This window comes from Lysobacter concretionis Ko07 = DSM 16239 (assembly GCF_000768345.1).
Lineage (GTDB): Bacteria > Pseudomonadota > Gammaproteobacteria > Xanthomonadales > Xanthomonadaceae > Novilysobacter > Novilysobacter concretionis.
On sequence record NZ_AVPS01000003.1, the window covers coordinates 380,080 to 398,297 of the forward strand.

Annotated in this window: 20 protein-coding genes; 12 read left to right on the forward strand and 8 right to left on the reverse strand. The window is 68.2% G+C overall.

Annotation, left to right across the window (positions count from 1 at the left end; all coding sequences use genetic code 11):
* Positions 1 to 23: 23 nt before the first annotated feature.
* From gorA to N792_RS04235, 3 genes are all read right to left on the reverse strand, one after another.
* Positions 24 to 1,376, reverse strand: coding sequence for a glutathione-disulfide reductase (gene gorA / locus N792_RS04225; RefSeq protein WP_036192782.1), 1,353 nt, complete (start codon positions 1,374 to 1,376; stop codon positions 24 to 26).
* 82 nt (positions 1,377 to 1,458) lie between these two features.
* Positions 1,459 to 2,715 carry an NAD(P)/FAD-dependent oxidoreductase gene (locus N792_RS04230; protein WP_036193014.1) on the reverse strand — a complete coding sequence of 419 codons (1,257 nt, stop codon included), beginning with the start codon at positions 2,713 to 2,715 and terminating at the stop codon, positions 1,459 to 1,461.
* Positions 2,716 to 2,949: 234 nt separating this feature from the next.
* Entirely contained in the window at positions 2,950 to 3,429 is a 480-nt protein-coding gene (locus tag N792_RS04235) for an FKBP-type peptidyl-prolyl cis-trans isomerase (protein ID WP_036192784.1), read from the reverse strand.
* Positions 3,430 to 3,591: 162 nt separating this feature from the next.
* Here N792_RS04235 and N792_RS04240 point away from each other — a divergent pair, with 162 nt between their 5' ends.
* Positions 3,592 to 4,092 (forward strand): C40 family peptidase, encoded by a 501-nt coding sequence (locus N792_RS04240; protein ID WP_052103424.1) that lies wholly within the window; start codon positions 3,592 to 3,594, stop codon positions 4,090 to 4,092.
* Positions 4,093 to 4,236: 144 nt separating this feature from the next.
* Positions 4,237 to 4,872, forward strand: a complete 636-nt coding sequence (locus N792_RS04245; protein WP_224743913.1) for a C40 family peptidase — start codon at positions 4,237 to 4,239, stop codon at positions 4,870 to 4,872.
* Between the two features lie 117 nt (positions 4,873 to 4,989).
* Here N792_RS04245 and N792_RS04250 read toward each other — a convergent pair whose 3' ends face one another.
* Positions 4,990 to 5,481 (reverse strand): acyl-CoA thioesterase, encoded by a 492-nt coding sequence (locus N792_RS04250; protein ID WP_036193020.1) that lies wholly within the window; start codon positions 5,479 to 5,481, stop codon positions 4,990 to 4,992.
* Between the two features lie 264 nt (positions 5,482 to 5,745).
* On the opposite strand from N792_RS04250, the gene N792_RS14080 reads away from it, so the two are divergent.
* Complete coding sequence (locus tag N792_RS14080; RefSeq protein WP_191150502.1) at positions 5,746 to 5,886, forward strand: hypothetical protein; 141 nt, start codon at positions 5,746 to 5,748, stop codon at positions 5,884 to 5,886.
* Positions 5,886 to 6,374 (forward strand): NUDIX hydrolase, encoded by a 489-nt coding sequence (locus tag N792_RS04255; RefSeq protein WP_036192785.1) that lies wholly within the window; start codon positions 5,886 to 5,888, stop codon positions 6,372 to 6,374. Before N792_RS14080 ends, N792_RS04255 begins: the two co-directional genes overlap by 1 nt.
* Positions 6,375 to 6,434: 60 nt before the next feature.
* On the opposite strand, the gene N792_RS04260 is transcribed toward N792_RS04255, so the two are convergent.
* A complete protein-coding gene (locus tag N792_RS04260; protein ID WP_036192786.1) occupies positions 6,435 to 7,742 on the reverse strand; it encodes a dicarboxylate/amino acid:cation symporter in 1,308 nt (435 codons plus the stop codon).
* 153 nt (positions 7,743 to 7,895) lie between these two features.
* On the opposite strand from N792_RS04260, the gene N792_RS04265 reads away from it, so the two are divergent.
* Complete coding sequence (locus N792_RS04265; RefSeq protein ID WP_084105376.1) at positions 7,896 to 9,599, forward strand: alkaline phosphatase family protein; 1,704 nt, start codon at positions 7,896 to 7,898, stop codon at positions 9,597 to 9,599.
* A 121-nt stretch (positions 9,600 to 9,720) separates the two neighbouring features.
* Here N792_RS04265 and N792_RS04270 read toward each other — a convergent pair whose 3' ends face one another.
* Positions 9,721 to 10,173: a CopD family protein gene (locus N792_RS04270; RefSeq protein WP_036192788.1), complete on the reverse strand. Its 453-nt coding sequence runs from the start codon at positions 10,171 to 10,173 to the stop codon at positions 9,721 to 9,723.
* An 87-nt stretch (positions 10,174 to 10,260) separates the two neighbouring features.
* On the opposite strand from N792_RS04270, the gene N792_RS04275 reads away from it, so the two are divergent.
* The 3 genes from N792_RS04275 (at position 10,261) to N792_RS04285 (ending at position 13,369) form a co-directional block, all read left to right on the forward strand.
* Entirely contained in the window at positions 10,261 to 10,869 is a 609-nt protein-coding gene (locus N792_RS04275; RefSeq protein ID WP_036192789.1) for a class I SAM-dependent DNA methyltransferase, read from the forward strand.
* 94 nt (positions 10,870 to 10,963) lie between these two features.
* On the forward strand, positions 10,964 to 12,208 hold the full coding sequence (locus N792_RS04280; RefSeq protein ID WP_036193022.1) for a polyhydroxyalkanoate depolymerase: 1,245 nt from the start codon (positions 10,964 to 10,966) through the stop codon (positions 12,206 to 12,208).
* A 222-nt stretch (positions 12,209 to 12,430) separates the two neighbouring features.
* The gene (locus N792_RS04285) at positions 12,431 to 13,369 is read left to right on the forward strand and encodes a peptidylprolyl isomerase (protein ID WP_036192791.1); all 939 of its coding nucleotides are present in this window, start codon (positions 12,431 to 12,433) and stop codon (positions 13,367 to 13,369) included.
* Between the two features lie 18 nt (positions 13,370 to 13,387).
* Here N792_RS04285 and speG read toward each other — a convergent pair whose 3' ends face one another.
* Positions 13,388 to 13,948 carry a spermidine N1-acetyltransferase gene (speG, locus tag N792_RS04290; RefSeq protein ID WP_036192792.1) on the reverse strand — a complete coding sequence of 187 codons (561 nt, stop codon included), beginning with the start codon at positions 13,946 to 13,948 and terminating at the stop codon, positions 13,388 to 13,390.
* Between the two features lie 109 nt (positions 13,949 to 14,057).
* On the opposite strand from speG, the gene N792_RS04295 reads away from it, so the two are divergent.
* The 3 genes from N792_RS04295 to N792_RS04305 all read left to right on the forward strand — a co-directional run bounded on the left by N792_RS04295 (position 14,058) and on the right by N792_RS04305 (position 16,041).
* Positions 14,058 to 14,363 carry a hypothetical protein gene (locus tag N792_RS04295; protein WP_036192794.1) on the forward strand — a complete coding sequence of 102 codons (306 nt, stop codon included), beginning with the start codon at positions 14,058 to 14,060 and terminating at the stop codon, positions 14,361 to 14,363.
* 3 nt (positions 14,364 to 14,366) lie between these two features.
* The gene (locus N792_RS04300; RefSeq protein WP_052103429.1) at positions 14,367 to 14,873 is read left to right on the forward strand and encodes a VOC family protein; all 507 of its coding nucleotides are present in this window, start codon (positions 14,367 to 14,369) and stop codon (positions 14,871 to 14,873) included.
* A gap of 286 nt (positions 14,874 to 15,159) precedes the next feature.
* Positions 15,160 to 16,041 carry a DUF72 domain-containing protein gene (locus N792_RS04305; protein WP_084105378.1) on the forward strand — a complete coding sequence of 294 codons (882 nt, stop codon included), beginning with the start codon at positions 15,160 to 15,162 and terminating at the stop codon, positions 16,039 to 16,041.
* Between the two features lie 7 nt (positions 16,042 to 16,048).
* On the opposite strand, the gene N792_RS04310 is transcribed toward N792_RS04305, so the two are convergent.
* The gene (locus N792_RS04310; protein ID WP_036192795.1) at positions 16,049 to 16,915 is read right to left on the reverse strand and encodes a DMT family transporter; all 867 of its coding nucleotides are present in this window, start codon (positions 16,913 to 16,915) and stop codon (positions 16,049 to 16,051) included.
* 270 nt (positions 16,916 to 17,185) lie between these two features.
* On the opposite strand from N792_RS04310, the gene N792_RS04315 reads away from it, so the two are divergent.
* Entirely contained in the window at positions 17,186 to 18,136 is a 951-nt protein-coding gene (locus tag N792_RS04315) for a DMT family transporter (RefSeq protein WP_191150501.1), read from the forward strand.
* Positions 18,137 to 18,218 lie beyond the last annotated feature (82 nt).

An 18,218-nucleotide genomic window follows, 5' to 3' on the forward strand; every position in this document is an offset into this window, starting at 1 on the left:
CAGATCGCCGATGCGCCGCCACCTCACCGCATCAACACGACTTCCTCGGCGCTGGTCGGATGGATGGCGACGGTGTCGTGCAGGTCGTCCAGGGTGATGCCGCGCTTCAGCGCCACCGCAAAACCCTGCAGGATCTCGTCGGCCGCCTCGCCCAGCAGGTGGATGCCGACCACCCGGCGCTCTGCACCGACACAGACCAGCTTGAACAGGCTGCGCTGCGGCGAGTCGGCCAGCGCGTGCAGCATCGGCCGGAAACTCGCGCGGACGGTGCTGACCGCATCGCCATGACGCTCGCGCGCGGCCTGCTCGGTCAATCCGACCATGCCGATCGGCGGATGGCTGAACACCACGCTCGGGATGTGGTCGCGGTCGAGCGGCTCGTCGCGGCCGCCGTACAACCGGTCCATCAGCCGGCGCGCGGCGGCGATCGCGACCGGTGTCAGCGCCGGGTCGCGGGTGACATCGCCCACTGCGAACACGCTGTCGACATTGGTCGCGTGGCGCCCATCGACGACGACATACCCCAGCTCGTCGACGGCAACGCCGGCGGCATCCAGCCCCAGCGACGCCGTGTTCGGACGGCGGCCGGTGGCGAAGATCACCTGGTCGAAGTGATGTTCAGGTGCGCCATCGCCGTGCACGCGGATGCCGGGATCCTCGCCACCGACCCGCTTCAACGCGGTCAATTTGCAATCGACATGCACGCGCACGCCGGCCTGGCGGTAGTCCTCGGCCAACTGCCCGGCCAGCTCGGCGTCGAACGAGGTGATCAGCCGGTGCCCGCGCACGAACACGTCGACCTGGCTGCCCAACGCCTGCAGCACGCCGGCCAGTTCGACCGCGATGTAGCCGCCACCGACCAACGCCACCCGCGGCGGCGGCGCGACCCAATGGAAGAAGTCATCCGAGACGCCGCCCAGCTCCGCCCCCGGAATATCGGGTTTGCGGGGGTGCGCCCCGGTGGCGATCAACAACCGTCGTGCGCGCAGGCGGACACCGTCCTCGCACTCGACCGTGTGCGCGTCCCGCAAGGTGCCGCGCAGCGGCAACCAGGCGATGCCGGCGTCGTCCAGGCGCTTGCGGTAACTGTCGTGGATGTTGGCGATGTAGCGCTGGCGGTGGGCGACGAACGCCTGCCAGTCCAGCGTCATCGGCGGCACCGGGAAGCCGAGGGTCCTGGCCACGCCCAGCCTGAGCCCCATGTCGGCCGCCAGCCACATCGCCTTCTTCGGCACGCAGCCCAGGTTGACGCAGGTGCCACCGAGCAATGCAGGTTCCAGCATCGCCACCTTCGCACCATGGCTTGAAGCACGGAAGGCCGCTGCCAACCCGCCGGAACCGCCACCGATCACGATCAGATCGAAGTCCTGGTGCATGGATCACTCCGTGTCGAAGAAGCCGTCATGGTGCAGCAGGCGGTGCCAAAGGCGCGTCAGCGAAATGACGCCGCCGCCACCGTCACACCAGGCGATCCGGTCGGAACGGTGCCGGATCCAGTGCCGGCGTGCGGCCACCGATCAGGTCGGCCAGCAGCTGGCCGGTCCCGGCGCTCATGCTGACGCCCATCATCCCGTGGCCGGTCGCCAGCCACAGCCGTCGATGGCCGGGCGCACGACCGATGATCGGGATGTCGTCGCAACTCATCGGTCGCCAGCCACACCAGCGCTCGCGTATCTCCAGTCCCAAGGGCTCGCGCAGGTATTCCCGCGCGCCGCGCTCCAGCGCCGCCAGCCGGGTCGGGTTGAGGCTGTCGTCAAACCCGGAGAACTCCATCGTGCTGCCGAGCCGGAATCCGCTCGCCCACGAGGTCACGCAGACCGAACGCTCGCGCAGCACCAGCGCACGCCTGGGCACCAGCGCCGGTGGCGAGGTCGTGATCGAATACCCCTTGCCGGGTTGCATTGCGCGCGCCAGCTTGCGCACGCCGATCATCTCGGCCAGCCGCGGCGACCACGCACCGGTGGCGATCACCACCTCGACCGCATCCAGCGCCCCTTGCGCGGTCTGCAGGTGGAAACCGTCGCGGTCCCGCTCCAGCGACACCAGCCCGCGCTGCTCGTCGATCACGCCGCCGCGCTCGCGCACCGCGCGTGCCAGTTCCGCCACGTAGCGGTCGGGCCGCAGCACCGCATCGCCGCTGAAGCGGATGGCGCCGGCGACGCCGGGTTTCACCGCAGGCTCGAGGGCCTCGTAGGCCGGGCCGTCGATCACCTCGACTCCCACACCCAGCTCGCGCAGCAGGTCCAGCTCCAGCCGGCCGTGCCCGAACGCCCGTGGATCGCGGTAGACATAATCCTCGCCGGACTCGGCGAATTCGCAGTCCATCGCGTAGGCCGACACCCATTGCGCCAGTCGCGCACGCGAGTCGTTGAGCAACGCGGACTTGGCCCGGGCGCTGTCCTGCCAGTCGGCGAGGTTGCAGCGACGGGCGAATCGCCACAGCCAGCGCCACAAGGTCGGATCGATGCGCGGCGGGATGTACAGCGGCGCATCCGGGCGCAGCATCATCGCCAGGGCCTTGACGACCATGCCCGGTGCCGCCAGCGGCGGCGCGTGACTGGGAGTGATGGTGCCGCAGTTGCCATGCGAACTGCCGCCGCCAATCCGGCCGGCATCGATGACATGCACGCCGCGGCCGGCTTCCAGCAGCGCAAGCGCCGTGGCCAGCCCGATCACCCCGGCACCCACCACGGCCACGTCATCCCGTCGGTCCATGGCCGGCATTATTGCTCCGACCGGTCCCCTACGACGAATGCCCCGCGACGACGGACGATCCATCCCGCGCGCCATCCCCCCGGGGAACGTCGACATGGAACACCGGCCTGCCCACCAGCGAGGCGACCGCCCCAACACGATGCCCTACACAGCGGCATGTCCCGAGACTACATCCCGCAAAACAGATGGCCCGCGTCAGCGGGCCATCGGCAACACCAATTGCAGCGCGGGCTGTCAGTGCTGGTGACCGCCGTCGCCGTGCACGTGGCCGTGATCGATCTCCTCGGCCTGGGCTTCGCGCACATCGACAATCTCGATATCGAACTTCAGGTCCTTGCCGGCCATCGGATGGTTGAGATCGACATCCACCACGCTCATGCCGACCTTCTGCACCGTCACCGGACGCGGGCCGAACTTGGTCTGCAGGACGACCTGCATGCCCGGCGCCAGCTTCGAGCCCTTGAAGTACTTCTTCGGCACGCGCTGGATCATGCCCGGCTGGACCTCGCCATAGGCCTCGGCGGCGGAGACCTCGGCGCTGAACTTGTCACCCGCCTGGCGGCCTTCCATCGCCTTTTCCAGACCCGGGATGATGTTGCCGTGACCGACCAGGATCATCAGCGGTTCGCGGCCTTCGGAGGTCTCAAGCGATTCCTTGCCCTGCTCGGCAACGGAGTAGTGGAAGCTGACGACGCGGTCTTTCTCGATTTTCATGGCGGGACTCGTTGGGGGCCGGGCGGAACAGGGGCACGCCGGCGGGGCAGGTTGCCGTCATCGGCCGGAGCGGCGAAGCTATGCGCCGTGACGAAGGCCGCGCATTATCCCGGCATCATCGCCCACGCGCCAGCGCAACCCTTGCCTGCGTGCCTGCGATGGATGCTCCCCCTGTTGCTGACCGGCACGCTGCTGGCCGGTTGCGGTGGCGGCCACGAGGCGGTCCGGAGCTCACCGCCGCCCACCCATGCACGCGACTGGGCGATGGTCGCCCCCGCCAATCCCGCCGCGTCCAATGCCGTGCTGATGCGCGCCATCAGCCTGGTCGGCACGCCCTACCGCTATGGCGGCAACACCCCGGAGTCGGGCTTCGACTGCAGCGGGCTGGTCAACTACGTCTATGACGACATGCTCAAGGTCAAGCTGCCGCGCAGCTCCAGCGCATTGGCCGCGTATCAGGGGCCGCGGATCAAGCCACAGCAGTTGACCGCGGGCGACCTGGTCTTTTTTGGCCGCGGGGGCCAGGTCAGCCACGTCGGCATCTACGTCGGCGGCGGCCGTTTCGTGCATGCGCCGAGTACGGGCGGCACGGTCCGACTCGACCATCTGGATGCGGCCTACTGGCGGGACAACTACAGCGGCGCAAAACGGGTCGTTAACTGACCAACCGCCCAATTCCGGGCAAATCCTTCCGGAAATTAACTATTTTTTAACGGAATATGAACCAACACACCGGATTCGACGTGCATGATCGCCCGGTGTTGAAACAGTGACGAGCGCGTGACGACAACCCAGACCAGCCGCCCAGTGCGCACAGCTGCCATCGTTTCCCGATTCGGGCCGGTACGCTTCTCCTTCCTTCTTGCCTGTCTGCTGGCCGTTCCGGCCGCACCGGCATTCGCCACCCAGACGGCCGAGCCGGCCGTCATGGCCGACCTGCCGGTGCTGATGCCCGACGCGATGAGCATGCCGGACCGGGCACTGAGCCTGGCCAGCGACATCAGCGGCATGCTGGCGTCGGGCAAGACCGCTGCAGTCGCCGAGGATTACACCCCGCCCGACAAGAGCACCCGCAACATCCTCCAGCGCGCGCTGACCTTGCTTGGCACGCCCTACCGCTGGGGCGGCACCTCGCCCGACAAGGGTTTCGATTGCAGCGGGCTGGTCAGCTACGTGTTCCGCAGCGCCCTGGGCATCGACCTGCCGCGCGTCTCGAAGGAGCAGGCCAAATCCGGTGAACTGGTTGCCGACAAGGCGGACCTGGCCGAGGGCGATCTGGTGTTCTTCGGCCGCAAGGGCCGGGTCGACCACGTCGGTATCTATGTCGGTGAAGGCCGTTTCGTGCACGCCCCGAGCAATGGCAAGGACGTGATGGTGTCCAGCCTGGAGAAGGGCTACTGGAGCGGCAAGTACCTGCAGGCGCGCCGGCTGGCCGGCAGCTGAGCCGACACCGGTCAACATGACGCGGGCCGGAGCGGTTCACGTACCGTCCGGTACACCACGATTCCACGCACAGCCGCCTGATGGGCGGCTGTTTCGTATCCGGCACGGACCTGCGGGCTACAACTCGCCCGCCGCGCGGTAACGCTGCACGGTCTGCTCGATCCCCTTGCTCAACTCCATCACCTGCATGGCGTACTCCGCCAGGTGACGATCGTCCTGGCTGACCGGCTCCCAGGCCGGCACCGCGGTCGGCTTGCCTTCCACCCCGTCCAGGGCGACGAACACGATCACGCAGTGGGTGCACAACCGCGTCTCGCCGCCCATCGGGTCCCGCGCGCTGACATCGACCGCGAAATGCATGCTGCTGGTGCCGGTGTGGACCAGCTTGGTGCGCACGGTCACCAGGTCGCTGATGCGGATCGGCGCGACGAACCGGATCCCGCCCACCGCCACCGTCACGCTGTAGGTACCGCTCCAGCCGACGGCCGCGGCGTAGCCGGCCTGGTCGATCCACTTCATCACCACGCCGCCGTGCACCTTGCCGCCGTAGTTGACGTCGGCCGGTTCGGCGAGGAAACGCAGGGTCAGCTCACGCTGGTGGCCGCTCATGCGGACACCGGCCCGCAACCGGCGATGGCGGACACGCGGCGGCATGAAGTGGATGTGGTCATCGAAATCCTCCTGGGCGGCATGGGCCGATTATGCGCAGCCGGACGGCGCCTGCGGGCCTGCCGGCGACATGCGACGCTGCTTTCGGGGCGGACGCACGGGTTCCGGGATTCTGTCTGGCCATGGAATCGCGTGTAAGGGTTGTTGCATGGCAACGGCCGGCACGATCATGGACACTGTCGATCCGTTTTCCTGCCAGCGCCGATGCCCCGTTCCCGACTGACCACCCTGCTGATTGCCGCCCTGCCGGCCGTCGCCGTGACGTCCTGTGCCGACGCGTCCGGGAAGGCGTTCGACCGGCAACTCCCCGGACGCAAGCCGGCCCGACAGAAGGTAGCCCGTTGATGCCTTACGCCCCGATCGTCGCCACCCTGGGCTACGTGCTCTCGCCCGACGGCCGCGACGTGCTGCTGATCCACCGCAACGCCCGTGCCGACGACCAGCACCTGGGCAAGTACAACGGCCTGGGCGGCAAGGTGGAAAGCGACGAGGACGTGGTGGCCGGGATGCAGCGCGAGATCTTCGAGGAGGCCGGCATCACCTGCGACGAGCTCAGCCTGCGCGGCACCATCAACTGGCCCGGATTCGGCAAGCAGGGCGAGGACTGGTTCGGCTTCGTGTTCCTGATCACGCGCTACAGCGGGACGGCGCACACCAGCAACCACGAAGGCAGCCTGGAGTGGGTGCCGCTGGCGCGCCTGTACGAGCTGCCGATGTGGGAAGGCGACCGCGAATTCCTGCCGCTGGTGTTCGACGACGACCCGCGGCCGTTCCACGGCGTGATGCCCTACCGCGACGGCCGGATGGTGTCCTGGCGGTATTCGCGGGCCTGATCGCCTGTTGCATCGCGCGGCACGCCTGCCGGTGAAACCCGGCGCCCGCGAGGGCGTGGGTCAGGCCGCCTCGCGCCCCGGCAATCCTTCGCGCTCCGGCAACTCATCGCCCTCGGCAATGCCGACATTGCTGGACGCCTCGTTGTAGACCGCCATGTCGATCATCCCGGTCTCCTTGGCGACCAGTACCGGCACCAGCATCTGCCCGGTGACGTTGGTCATCGTGCGCGCCATGTCCAGCACCCGGTCGATCGCGACCAGATAGCCGATGCCCTCCAGCGGCAGGCCGGCGGCCGACAGCACCAGGGTCACCATCACGATCGCGGTGCCGGGCACGCCGGCGGTGCCGAAACTGCCCAGCACCGAGGCCAGCAGGATCACCAGGTACTGGGTCGGGGCGAGGTCCAGGCCGAAGTACTGGGCCACGAACAGGCTGGTCAGCGCCGGGTAGATCGCCCCGCAACCGTCCATCTTGATGCTCGCGCCCAGCGGCACCGCGAAGGACGCGTAGCTCTTGTCGACGCCCAGGTTGTGGGTGACCGAGCGGATCGCCGCCGGCATCGAGGCGAAGCTCGACGAACTCACGAACGCGACCTGCATGCCCGGTGCCGCACCACGGAAGAACTTGACCGGGTTGAGTCCGTGGGTGAGCAACAACCCGCCATAGACGAACACGATGTGCACCGCGCACGCCAGGTACAGCGCGAACACGAACATCCCCAGCGGCAGCAGCTTCTCGAAGCCGTACGCCCCGACCAGCGCGGCGATCAGGCCGAAGGTGCCCAGCGGGGTCATCTCCAGCACGAAGCGGGTGACCTGGATCATCACCTCGCTGGACTCGCCCACCAGCTTGCGCAGCGCGGCGGTCCTGTCGCCCAGCTTGACCAGCGCGAACCCCACCAGCCCGGCGAACACGATCACCTGCAGGATCTTGCCCTCGCTGAGCGCCTTGAACGGATTGCCCGGTACGACGTCCAGCAGCACCTGCACCACGGAGGGGATCTCGCGCACGCTGTAATCGGCCGCCATCGTCAACCCGGTGACGCCCTGGCCGGGCTGCAGCAGCCAGCCGATGCCCAGGCCGACGCAGACCGCCAGCGCGGCCGTGGCCGCGAACCACGCAAACGTCCGTCCGCCCAGCGCCGCCACCGACTTCTGGCCGTGCAGCGAGGCCACCGCATTCATCACCGCGAACAGCACCAGCGGCACCGCGATCATCTTGATCAGGGTGACGTAGACCGCCCCCAGTGGCCCGAACCACGTCTCCGCCGCCGGGCCGAACGCCCAGCCCGCAAGCGCGCCCAGCACGAAGCCGGCCAGCACGCGCTGCCAGAACGGAATACGCAACCAGCGGGAAACCAGATCCATCGGGAAGCCTTTTCAGAGCGAACCGCACGATAGCCGAGACGACCGCCCGCAAACACCGCATCACCGCAACACCGGGGTCGCATCGACGCAACAGTTGCGCGGCATAATCGGCGGCTCCGCTTCAGAGGCTCCCGATTGATGACCCCATTGCCGATGTCCCCATTGCGCACCGCCCTGCTCGTGTTCTTCCCGACCGTGCTCGCCGCCGCCTGCGCGACCACCGCGCCGACTGCCACGTCCCTGGTCCCGGCAGCCAGCCACGCCATCCACGTCAGCGTGCCGGTGATCGAGCACCCGCAGGACGAGACCGCCGCCTGGTGGTTCCGTGATGGCGCCGCCCAGGCGGCCGAGCGCGGTGCACTGGCCGGGCAGGCGAAGAACGTGATCCTGTTCGTCGGCGACGGCATGAGCCTGCCGACCGTGGCCGCCGCGCGCATCCTCGACGGCCAACGCAAGGGCGGCCCCGGCGAGAACCACCGCCTGAGCTGGGAACACTTCCCGTCCACGGCGCTGAGCAAGACCTACAACACCGACATGCAGACCCCGGATTCGGCCGGCACCATGAGCGCCATGGCGACCGGAGTGAAGACCCGCGCCGGCGTGATCAGCATCGGCCAGTCCGCCGCATTCGGTGACTGCGCGGGCGCACTGGCCGCGCCGATGACCACCTTGTGGCAACTCGCGGCCGGCAGCGGCATGGCGACCGGCGTGGTCACCACCGCCCGCGCCACCCATGCGACCCCCGCCGCCACCTTCAGCCACTCGGCCAGCCGTAACTGGGAAAGCGATGCCGCGATGCCGGACGAGGCACTCGCCGCCGGTTGCGTGGACATCGCCCGGCAGATGATCGAGTCGCCATACGGCAACGGCCTGGACGTGCTGATGGGCGGCGGCCGCACCAACTTCATGCCGGCCGACCAGGTCGATCCCGAATACCCGGAAGAGTCCGGCCGCCGCAAGGACGGTCGCGACCTGATCGCCACCTGGCAGCAGCGCCATCCGGGCGGCGCCTACGTGTGGAACGCGGCGCAGTTCGCCGCCGCACCGGCCGATGCGCCGCTGCTGGGCCTGTTCGAGCCCAGCCACATGCAGTACGAGCACCACCGCCCCGATGATCCGGCCGGCGAGCCGAGCCTGGCCGAGATGACCCGCGCCGCGATCACCCGCCTGGCCAACAACCCCAACGGCTACGTGCTGCTGGTCGAAGGCGGCCGCATCGACCACGCCCACCACGACGGCAATGCCTACCGCGCACTGGACGACACCATCGCGATGAGCGAGGCGGTCGAGGTGGCCAACGCGCTGACCTCCGCCGACGACACCCTGATCCTGGTCACCGCCGATCACGCCCACACGCTCAGCTTTGTCGGCTACCCGGCGCGCGGCAACCCGATCCTCGACAAGGTCCGCGAAACCGGCAAGGACGGCACGTTGGCATTGGCGAAGGACGCACGCGGCATGCCCTACACCACCCTCAGCTACGCCAACGGCCCCGGCTATACCGGTGCCAGCGCCAGCCAGCCGGCCGGGCCGAAGACCTTCCCGCACAAGCCGAAGGACTACCAGGCCGCCATCGGCCGCCCCGACCTGACCCGGGTCGACACCGCCGCACCGGACTACATGCAGGAAGCGCTGGTGCCGACCACCGCCGAATCCCACGGCGGCGATGACGTCGGCATCTGGGCCCGCGGCCCCGGCAGCGAGGCCGTGCGCGGCAGCGTGGAGCAGAACGTGATCTTCCACTTCCTGCTGCAGTCCACCCCGTTCCTGCGCCAGGCCGTATGCGACGCCGGCAGCTGCAACGCCGACGGCGTGCCGGTGGAGTTGCCGGCAGCGATACCCGCCAAGCGCCCCTGACGTCACCCATGCAGGAGCGACGTAAGTCGCGAACGCGCCGAGCCCCGGTTTCGCCGTGCAATCGACTCACGTCGCTCCTACATCAAGGCAATTCCCGTGGAAGGCGGCCCGGCCCCCCGCCTCAGAACGGTTTGGCAAGCACCAGCCAGACAATCATCACCAACAGCAGCACCGGCACTTCGTTGAACCAGCGCAAGGCCTTCGACGATGCCAGCGGCTTGCCCGCGTCCACCGCCTTCAGCCAGCGCCCGCTGAAGATGTAATAGGCAAACAACACCGCCACCAGCACCAGCTTGGCGTGCAGCCAACCGCTGCCCTGCGCGACCATCGTCGGGAAGTCCGGCAGGACGCGGTAGCCCAGCCAGAGCACCACGCCCAGCAGCACCGACAGGCCGAACATGATGTGGCCGAAGCGATACAGCCGGCGTCCCATCAGCGTCAGGCGAGACCGCACGTCCGGCGCTTCTCCCGCCTCGGCGATGTTGACCAGGATCCGCGGCAGGTAGAACACCGCCGCCATCCAGGCGATCACGAACACGAGGTGGAAGGTCTTGGTCCAGAGGTAGGCATTCATGCGGTCGGGGTCCTTCGGCAAATGATTCGCGCGCTAGGATGGCACGCCGCGCGACACGCGCCGAGCCTCAATCCCAAAGAGCGATCCATGACCAAGCAATACGACCAGGCCTATTTCGACCAGTGGTACCGCGCGCCCGCGGCCCGCAGCGCGGCGATCGGCGGTCCGGCGAGGCTGGCACGCAAGGTTGCGCTGGCGGTGGCCACGGCGGAATACCACCTGGAACGTCCGATCCGCAGCGTGCTCGACATCGGCTGCGGCGAAGGTGCGTGGCGCGCACCGCTGCTGAAGCTGCGGCCGAAGCTGCAGTACCTGGGCTTCGACAACAGCGAATACGCGATCACCCGTTTCGGCAGCCGGCGCAACCTGCATTACGCGGCGTTTGCCGACTTCGAATACCTGCGCCCCTGCGCGCCGGTCGACCTGCTGGTCTGCAGCGACGTGCTGCACTACCTGCCCACGCGCGAGCTCGACCGCGGCCTGCCGGCGCTGGGCGAGCTGTGCGGCGGGAGCGCGTTCCTGGAAACCTTCACCCGCAGCGACGGCATCGACGGCGATACGGTCGGCTTCCATGCGCGACCGGCGAAGTTCTACCGCGAGCGTTTCGCCCGCATCGGCCTGCACCCGCTGGGCTCGCACCTGTGGCTCGGGCCCGGTCTGCATGCAGGCCTGGCCGCACTGGAGTCCGCCGGTTGAAACCGGCCGGCTGACGGGCGAGGCCCCGATTCACGCGCACCGCGATCCGATCCGTTACGCTGCAGCGCACCAATTTCTGTCAGGGCCTTCTATGTTGCTTTACCAGATGCATGAGCTCGGCCGCGCCTGGATGGCTCCGATGACGTACTGGGCCGACGCCAACGCGAAGATATTCGGCGCATCCGGCACCTGGCTCGGCAAACTGCCCGGGGCGGGCCAACTGGCCGCCGGCTACGAGCTGATGTACCGCATCGGCAAGGACTACGAGAAACCCCGTTTCGGCATCCATTCGGTCGACATCGACGGCGCGGCCTACCCGGTGATCGAGCGCGAGATGCTGCACAAGCCGTTCTGCCGGCTGCTGCGCTTCAAGCGATACGCCGACGATGCCGGCAACATCACCGAGCTCAAGGGCCAGCCGCCGGTGCTGATCGTCGCGCCGCTGTCGGGCCACCACAGCACCCTGCTGCGCGACACCGTGCGCACGATGCTGCGTGACCACAAGGTCTACATCACCGACTGGACCGACGCGCGCATGGTGCCGGCCACCGAGGGCGACTTCACGCTCGACGACTACGTCGCCTACATCCAGGAGTTCATCCGTACCATCGGCGCGGAAAACCTGCACGTGATCAGCGTCTGCCAGCCGACCGTGCCGGTATTGGCGGCGGTTTCGTTGATGGCCTCGCGCGGCGAAACCACCCCACGCTCGATGGTGATGATGGGCGGCCCGATCGACACCCGCGAAAGCCCGACCCAGGTCAACGATCTGGCGACCCACAAGCCGTTGTCGTGGTTCCGCGACTACCTGATCCACGAGGTGCCGGCGAACTACGCGGGCCGCGGCCGCAAGGTCTATCCGGGCTTCCTGCAGCACAGCGGTTTCATGGCGATGAACCCTGAGCGCCACGCGCAATCGCACTGGGACTTCTACCAGGACCTGCTCAACGGCGACCTTGACGACGCCCAGTCGCACCGCCGTTTCTACGACGAATACAACGCGGTGCTGGACATGCCGGCCAGCTACTACCTGGACACCATCAAGGTGGTGTTCCAGGAGCACCTGCTGCCGCGTGGCCTGTGGGACGTGGCCGGCGAGCGGGTCGATCCCGCCGCGATCAAGGGCACCGCATTGCTGACCATCGAAGGGGAGCTGGACGACATCTCCGGCCAAGACCAGACCCACGCCGCGCATGCGTTGTGCACCGGCATCGCGACCCCCGACCGGCACCACCTCACCGTCGAGGGCGCCGGCCATTACGGCATCTTCAGCGGCCGCCGCTGGCGCGGGCAGGTGTATCCGCAGGTGCGCGACTTCATCGCCAGATACGCGGGCTGAAGCCGACCTGGTCGACGGGCATCGCGGGGCAGCCCTGACGGCAGGAGCGACGCCAGTCGCGAATGCACTGACGTCCGGTTTCGCCGTGCTGTCGCGACTGATGTCGCTCCGGGGGCGGAGTGGCTTCGGCACCGGATGACCGCCGGGGCGGGAACCGGCGCGTCTGGCTCCAGCACGCGGCTTCCGCCAGAATCGAGCGACCTTGCCGATCTGGAGCCGTCCATGCCGAACCCGCGCCTGCTGTTGTGTGCCCTGCTGCCCGCCCTGATCGCCTTTTCCGCGACATCGGCCGCCGCGCCGGAGCCCACCGACGAGTCCGCCAAGCCGCTTTCGGTGCAGCAGATCCTGGACGCCTCCCCAGCCTCGGACTGGCGCGCGCCCGATCCTGACAACACCCTCTACATGGACCTCGATGCGGGCCGCGTGGTGATCGAGCTCGCACCGCAGTTCGCCCCGGAACACGTCGCCAATATCCGCACGCTGGCCAAGGAAGGGTTCTGGGACGGCCTGAGCATCTACCGCTCGCAGGACAACTTCGTGGTCCAGTTCGGCGATCCCACCGGGGACGAGGCGACACGCAAGTCACTTGGCGGCGCCAAGGCCCACCTGCCGGCCGAGTTCGAGCGAGTCGATCCCGCGCTGAACTTCCACGCACTGCCCGACACCGACGGCTGGGCGCCGCAGGTCGGCTTCGTCGACGGCTTCGCCGCGGCGCGCGACCCGGCCACCGGCACGACGTGGATGGCGCACTGCTACGGCGCGCTCGGTACCGGCCGCGACATGGCCGCCGACTCCAGCAACGGCGCCGAACTCTACGTCGTCACCGGCCAGTCGCCGCGCCAGCTCGACCGCAACATCACCCTGGTCGGGCGCGTCATCCAGGGCATGCCCTTGCTGTCGGTGATCCGGCGTGGCCCGGAACCGATGGGCATGTACGACGACCCCGGTCAGCGCACTCCGATCAAGGCGATCCGTCTCGCCAGCGAGGTGCCCGCAGCCGAGCGCATCCAGCTGGAACTGCTGCGCACCGACAGCGCGACCTTCGATGCCGTCACCGAAGCACGCCGCAACCGTCGCGACGACTGGTACAAGGTTCCGGCCGGACACATCGACCTGTGCAACGTGCCGCTGCCCTCTCGCGCGCCGACGGTAAAACCCTAGGTGTTACGGCGCACCTGATCAGGCGTTGCGCCGCGCCTCGTCGCTGCCCAGCACCTCGTGCTGGAACAGGCACATCCGGATCACGCTGCGGTAGCGGCCATCGCTGAAGAACTCGTCCACCAGCACGCCTTCGCGCTTGAATCCGGCGGCCTCGTAGATGTGGATCGCCACCGCATTGTCGACGTCCACCAGCAGGTACAGCTTGTACAGATTGAGCACCCGGAACGCGTAATGGATGGTCGCCAGCGTCGCCGCCTTGGCGAAGCCATGGGACTGGTGTTCCGGCGAGATCATGATCAGGAACTCCGCGCGCCGGTGCAGGTGGTCGATCTCGACCAGTTCGACCAGCCCGACCCGCTCGTGGCTGGGCGGTTCCAGGATCTCGTGTTCGACGATGAAGCGCCGCTCGGACTGGTCGTGGATGTGCTTGCGGTACAGCTCCTCCAGCTCCACGAACGACTCGAACGGCTCCTCGAACCAGTAGCCCATCACGCTGCGGTTGTTGTTGAGCACGTGGACGAAGTGCAGGTCGCTGCGTTCCAGCGGACGCAGGCTGACGATGGGCGTGTCGGATTCCATAAACGCACGATAACGCCGGCCCTGCCAGTGCGACGTGACGTCCGCGCCGTCACGTCGCGTTGGCCGGCCCCCGCCTAGCCTGACAGTCCCCACACCCAGGTCCGCCCCCATGCCGCAGCTACGCATCCGGATCACCGGCAGTGACGACGCCGTCCGCGCCATCAGCGACCTGCTGACCAGCGTGCCGGGCATCGAGCATGTCGAGGAAATCGACGACCTGATGCCGCACATGGACGACCCCGATTCCAGCTCGGCAGGATTGAGCGACGACGAAGGTCCGGGCATGCACCTCATCGAGGTGGAAGCGCCCAACGAGACCGCCGTCACGCGGGTCCGCGAACTGGTCGAGTCGCTGGCATTCGACCTGGATGTCCTGGTCGAATTTGAAACCGACGAGGACGATGTCCGGGAGTAGCCGATGAGCAGCGAGCGAGGCAACAGCGCGATCATCCCCTGCCTGCGGTATCGCAACGCCCACGTGGCCATCGACTGGTTGTGCGAGGCGTTCGGCTTCCAGCGCCGGGTGGTGCACGCCGACGAACGCGTCGTCCATCACGCGCAGCTGGTGTTCGATGGCGGCATGGTGATGCTGAGCTCGGCCGACAGCCGCGCCATCGATGACCGGCCGATCGAGAGCCAGCGCCAATGGGGCCAACTGATCGTGCAGCCCGACGAAATCGGTGGCAGCGAGACCCAGGTCTGCTGCGTCATCGTCCGTGACCCTGATGCACACCAGGCCATCGCCACGGCGGCCGGTGCCGAGATCGTCATCGGCATCAGCGACCAGAATTACGGCGGCCGTGGCTACGCCTGCCGGGACATCGAAGGCCACCTGTGGTGGTTCGGCAGTTACGATCCCTGGCGCGATACGGACGGCCAGGCGCTCGCATCCACATCCACACCCACATCTACATCGACCACCTAGCCCTTGACCTTCGGTCCAGAAAATTCGGAACTCCGCGTGGGAGCCGGGGACCGGGGGTATTGCGGAAAGCAGACCCTGGGTGAGCATGACCCGTTTGCGCGGCATTGCCGCGCGGGTCGCGTGAACGCCCGGCGCGCTGCGCCGGGCCGGACCGCGGAGCGGGTCTGCGTCCCCGAGCCAGGGCAGGACGCCCTGACCGAGGGGTGCAGCAATCGCCCCCGGTCCCCGCCTCCCACCACGCGTCCTGTCCCGAGCCGCTCTCCGCTTTCTCAACTGCCAGCCCCCGATGACCCCCAACGACCTGTTCTCCGACAGTTCCGACACCCCCGCAGACGAAACCACCACCAATGGCGTCGCCGCCGTGGACGGCATCCGCGTCGGTATCGGCGGCTGGACCTACGTGCCGTGGCGCAAGAACTTCTATCCCGACGGTCTGGTCCAGCGCCGCGAACTGGAATACGCCAGCCGCCGGCTCAGCACCATCGAGATCAACGGCACCTACTACGGCACCCAGAAGCCGGACATCTATGCGCGCTGGGCGGCGGAGACGCCGGCGGGCTTCCTGTTCTCGGCCAAGGCGCCGCGCCGGATCATGCAGTCGCGCGTGCTCGCCCGGACCGGCGGACAGGTCGATGACTTCCTCGGCGGCATCACCGCGCTGGGCGACCGGCTCGGGCCGATCGTCTGGCAGTTCGATGCCGGCATCACGTTGGACCGTGACGACTTCGCCGCCTTCCTCGACCTGCTGCCGGCCACGGTGGACGGCCACGCCCTGCGCCATGTGCTGGATGTGCGCGACCCCGATTTCATGGATGCCGACGCCCTCGCCCTCATCCGCCGGCACGCGATGGCGACGGTGTTCACCGACTCGACCCGGTACCCGTCGTTTGCCGATGTCACCGGCGATTTCGTCTACGCGCGGCTGATGCGATCACAGAGCGACATCGCCACCGGCTACGCCCCGGCCGACCTCGAGCGCTGGGCCGCCCGCGCTCGATGCTGGGCCGACGGCGGCGAACCCGACGACCTGCCGCGGATCGTCCCGCCAGTGGAGCCGGCGAAACCCCACACCAGGCCGTCGCGCGACGTGTTCGTCTACTTCATCAGTGCCGCCAAGGAACGCAATCCGGCCGCGGCGATGGCGCTGATAGAACGTCTACGCCGCTGACCCGCGGCTACTTCCCGAGCCGCTGGCTGGCCGCCACGCTGCCCAGGATCAGGACCCCGGCGATGCCCATCGACAGCGTCAACGGCTCGTCCAGCAGCCACCACGCCCAGCCGACCGCGAACAATGGCACCAGGTAGGTCGTCACCACCGCACGCGCGGGGCCGACGCGTTGCACCAGGCGGTAATACATCGCATACGAGATCCCGGTGCACAGCACGCCCAGGACCACCGCGGAGGCCCAGGACTTGCCTGACACCGGCTGCTGCGGCCATTGAGCGAGCGCAAACGGCAGCATCAGCAACGCCGATGTTCCCAGCGTCGCCGCCGCGACCGCCGCCTGCGGCAGGCCGGACAGATGCCGGCGCAGAAGATGCACCCCGACGCCGTACAGGAACGCCGCCGAACACCCAGCCACCACCGCCCAGCCGATGTTCGCCCCGGCGGTCTTGCCGCTGGCCAGCACCACCACCCCGGCAAAACCCGCCAGCAACGCCCCGGCCCGGCCGAGCCCGACCTTCTCGCCGTAGAACAGGAATCCCACCAGCGCGGTGAACAGCACCGCCATCGCATTGGTGATCGCGCTGATGCCGGCCGGCGCCTGCTGGGTCGCCCAGGCGAACAGTGCGAACGGCACCGCGGAATTGACCAGCCCCAGCAGCACCAGCATCGGCCACCTGCCGGCGGTGAAGACCGCCCGCGCCTGCCACAGGAACGGCAGCAGCACGAGCGCCCCGAACAACAGCCGCAACTCGGCCAGCGCCACCGCGCCGAACTCCGGCGAGGCCACCCGCTGGAACATGAAGGACACGCCCCACACCGCACCCAGCGCGGTGATCTCCAACGGCGTCACCCAGTCGCGGGTGCGGGCAACCATCGGGATGGCCTCATCGGTAGCGGAGACGGCAGCGGCGAAACCGGCATTGGGGCCGGCATCGGGGCCGGCGCAGGGTTCGGTGCAGCTATGCGGGGAGGACACGGAAGAAGCTCGGCTCGTCACGGCCCATCATTGTCCGCGAGCGACTTGCCCGCGCAAGTGCCAGAGGCCCGGCCACGATCGACCCACACGCCTGCCTGCCAATGGATGCCCGCGAAAGGACGAAACAGGTACTCGTCTTTTACCCGCCGGATTCTGCACACTGTCGCGATGTCCATGCCCCAGACCAGCAAGGCCTTCCTGCAGATTCATTTCTGCGTCGTGCTGTGGGGCTTCACCGCCATCCTCGGCAAGATGATCACCTTGCCCGCGCTGCCGCTGGTGTGGTGGCGGATGCTGCTGGTGGTTGCCGCGCTGGCGCTGGTGCCGCGGGTCTGGCGCGGTCTGCGCGCGATGCCGGCGCGGCTGCTGTGGGCCTACGCCGGGATCGGCGTGCTGGTCGCCCTGCACTGGCTGACGTTCTACGCCGCGATCAAGCTCTCCAACGCTTCCATCGGCGCCACCTGCATCGCCCTGGCGACTGTGTTCACCGCACTGGTGGAACCCTGGCTCGCGCGCAGCCGGTTTTCCCGCCGCGACTTCATGCTCGGCGTGGCCGTCATGCCCGGCGTCGCGCTGGTCGTCGGCGGCGTGCCCGACGGGATGCGGATCGGCATTGTGGTCGGTGCGGTATCGGCGTTGCTGGTGGCGCTGTTCGGCTCGCTCAACAAGCGCCTGGTCGACCACGCCGACCCGTTGACGGTGACCGCGATCGAACTGGGTGCCGGCACCCTGGCATTGACGGCGCTGGCCCCGCTGATGCCGTGGGTATTGCCGATATTCGGCAGCACCGACCTGCTGGTATTGCCCGGCGCGCGCGACGCCTGGCTGCTGCTGGCGCTGGCGCTGGCCTGCACGCTGCTGCCGTTCGCCCTGTCGCTGGTCGCCCTGCGCCACATGAGCGCGTTCGCGGCGCAACTGGCCGTCAACCTGGAGCCGGTCTACGCGATCGGCCTGGCCATCGTGCTGCTGGGCGAGCAACACGAGCTGAGCCTGCAGTTCTACACCGGCGTGGCGATCATCCTGATCGCGGTGTTCGTCTATCCGCTGCTCGGCAAACCACGGCGCAGCGAGCACCCGGAAATGCTGGCGACGGCGGAAGCGAAAAGCGTGGTCGAGTAACCGGGGAGCGGAGGGATCGCGAACCCGCCGGAGTCGGACTATCCTCGTGGCCTTCGCCCAACCAGCACCGTCTGATGAGGAT

Coding starts and splice junctions, on each gene's coding strand:
- gorA (WP_036192782.1), bottom strand. CDS start 1,376: ATGCACCAGGACTTCGATCTGATCGTGATCGGTGGCGGTTCCGGCGGG.
- N792_RS04230 (WP_036193014.1), bottom strand. CDS start 2,715: ATGGACCGACGGGATGACGTGGCCGTGGTGGGTGCCGGGGTGATCGGG.
- N792_RS04235 (WP_036192784.1), bottom strand. CDS start 3,429: ATGAAAATCGAGAAAGACCGCGTCGTCAGCTTCCACTACTCCGTTGCC.
- N792_RS04240 (WP_052103424.1), top strand. CDS start 3,592: ATGCTCCCCCTGTTGCTGACCGGCACGCTGCTGGCCGGTTGCGGTGGC.
- N792_RS04250 (WP_036193020.1), bottom strand. CDS start 5,481: ATGAGCGGCCACCAGCGTGAGCTGACCCTGCGTTTCCTCGCCGAACCG.
- N792_RS14080 (WP_191150502.1), top strand. CDS start 5,746: ATGCCCCGTTCCCGACTGACCACCCTGCTGATTGCCGCCCTGCCGGCC.
- N792_RS04255 (WP_036192785.1), top strand. CDS start 5,886: ATGCCTTACGCCCCGATCGTCGCCACCCTGGGCTACGTGCTCTCGCCC.
- N792_RS04260 (WP_036192786.1), bottom strand. CDS start 7,742: ATGGATCTGGTTTCCCGCTGGTTGCGTATTCCGTTCTGGCAGCGCGTG.
- N792_RS04265 (WP_084105376.1), top strand. CDS start 7,896: ATGTCCCCATTGCGCACCGCCCTGCTCGTGTTCTTCCCGACCGTGCTC.
- N792_RS04270 (WP_036192788.1), bottom strand. CDS start 10,173: ATGAATGCCTACCTCTGGACCAAGACCTTCCACCTCGTGTTCGTGATC.
- N792_RS04275 (WP_036192789.1), top strand. CDS start 10,261: ATGACCAAGCAATACGACCAGGCCTATTTCGACCAGTGGTACCGCGCG.
- N792_RS04285 (WP_036192791.1), top strand. CDS start 12,431: ATGCCGAACCCGCGCCTGCTGTTGTGTGCCCTGCTGCCCGCCCTGATC.
- speG (WP_036192792.1), bottom strand. CDS start 13,948: ATGGAATCCGACACGCCCATCGTCAGCCTGCGTCCGCTGGAACGCAGC.
- N792_RS04295 (WP_036192794.1), top strand. CDS start 14,058: ATGCCGCAGCTACGCATCCGGATCACCGGCAGTGACGACGCCGTCCGC.
- N792_RS04300 (WP_052103429.1), top strand. CDS start 14,367: ATGAGCAGCGAGCGAGGCAACAGCGCGATCATCCCCTGCCTGCGGTAT.
- N792_RS04305 (WP_084105378.1), top strand. CDS start 15,160: ATGACCCCCAACGACCTGTTCTCCGACAGTTCCGACACCCCCGCAGAC.
- N792_RS04310 (WP_036192795.1), bottom strand. CDS start 16,915: ATGGTTGCCCGCACCCGCGACTGGGTGACGCCGTTGGAGATCACCGCG.
- N792_RS04315 (WP_191150501.1), top strand. CDS start 17,186: ATGTCCATGCCCCAGACCAGCAAGGCCTTCCTGCAGATTCATTTCTGC.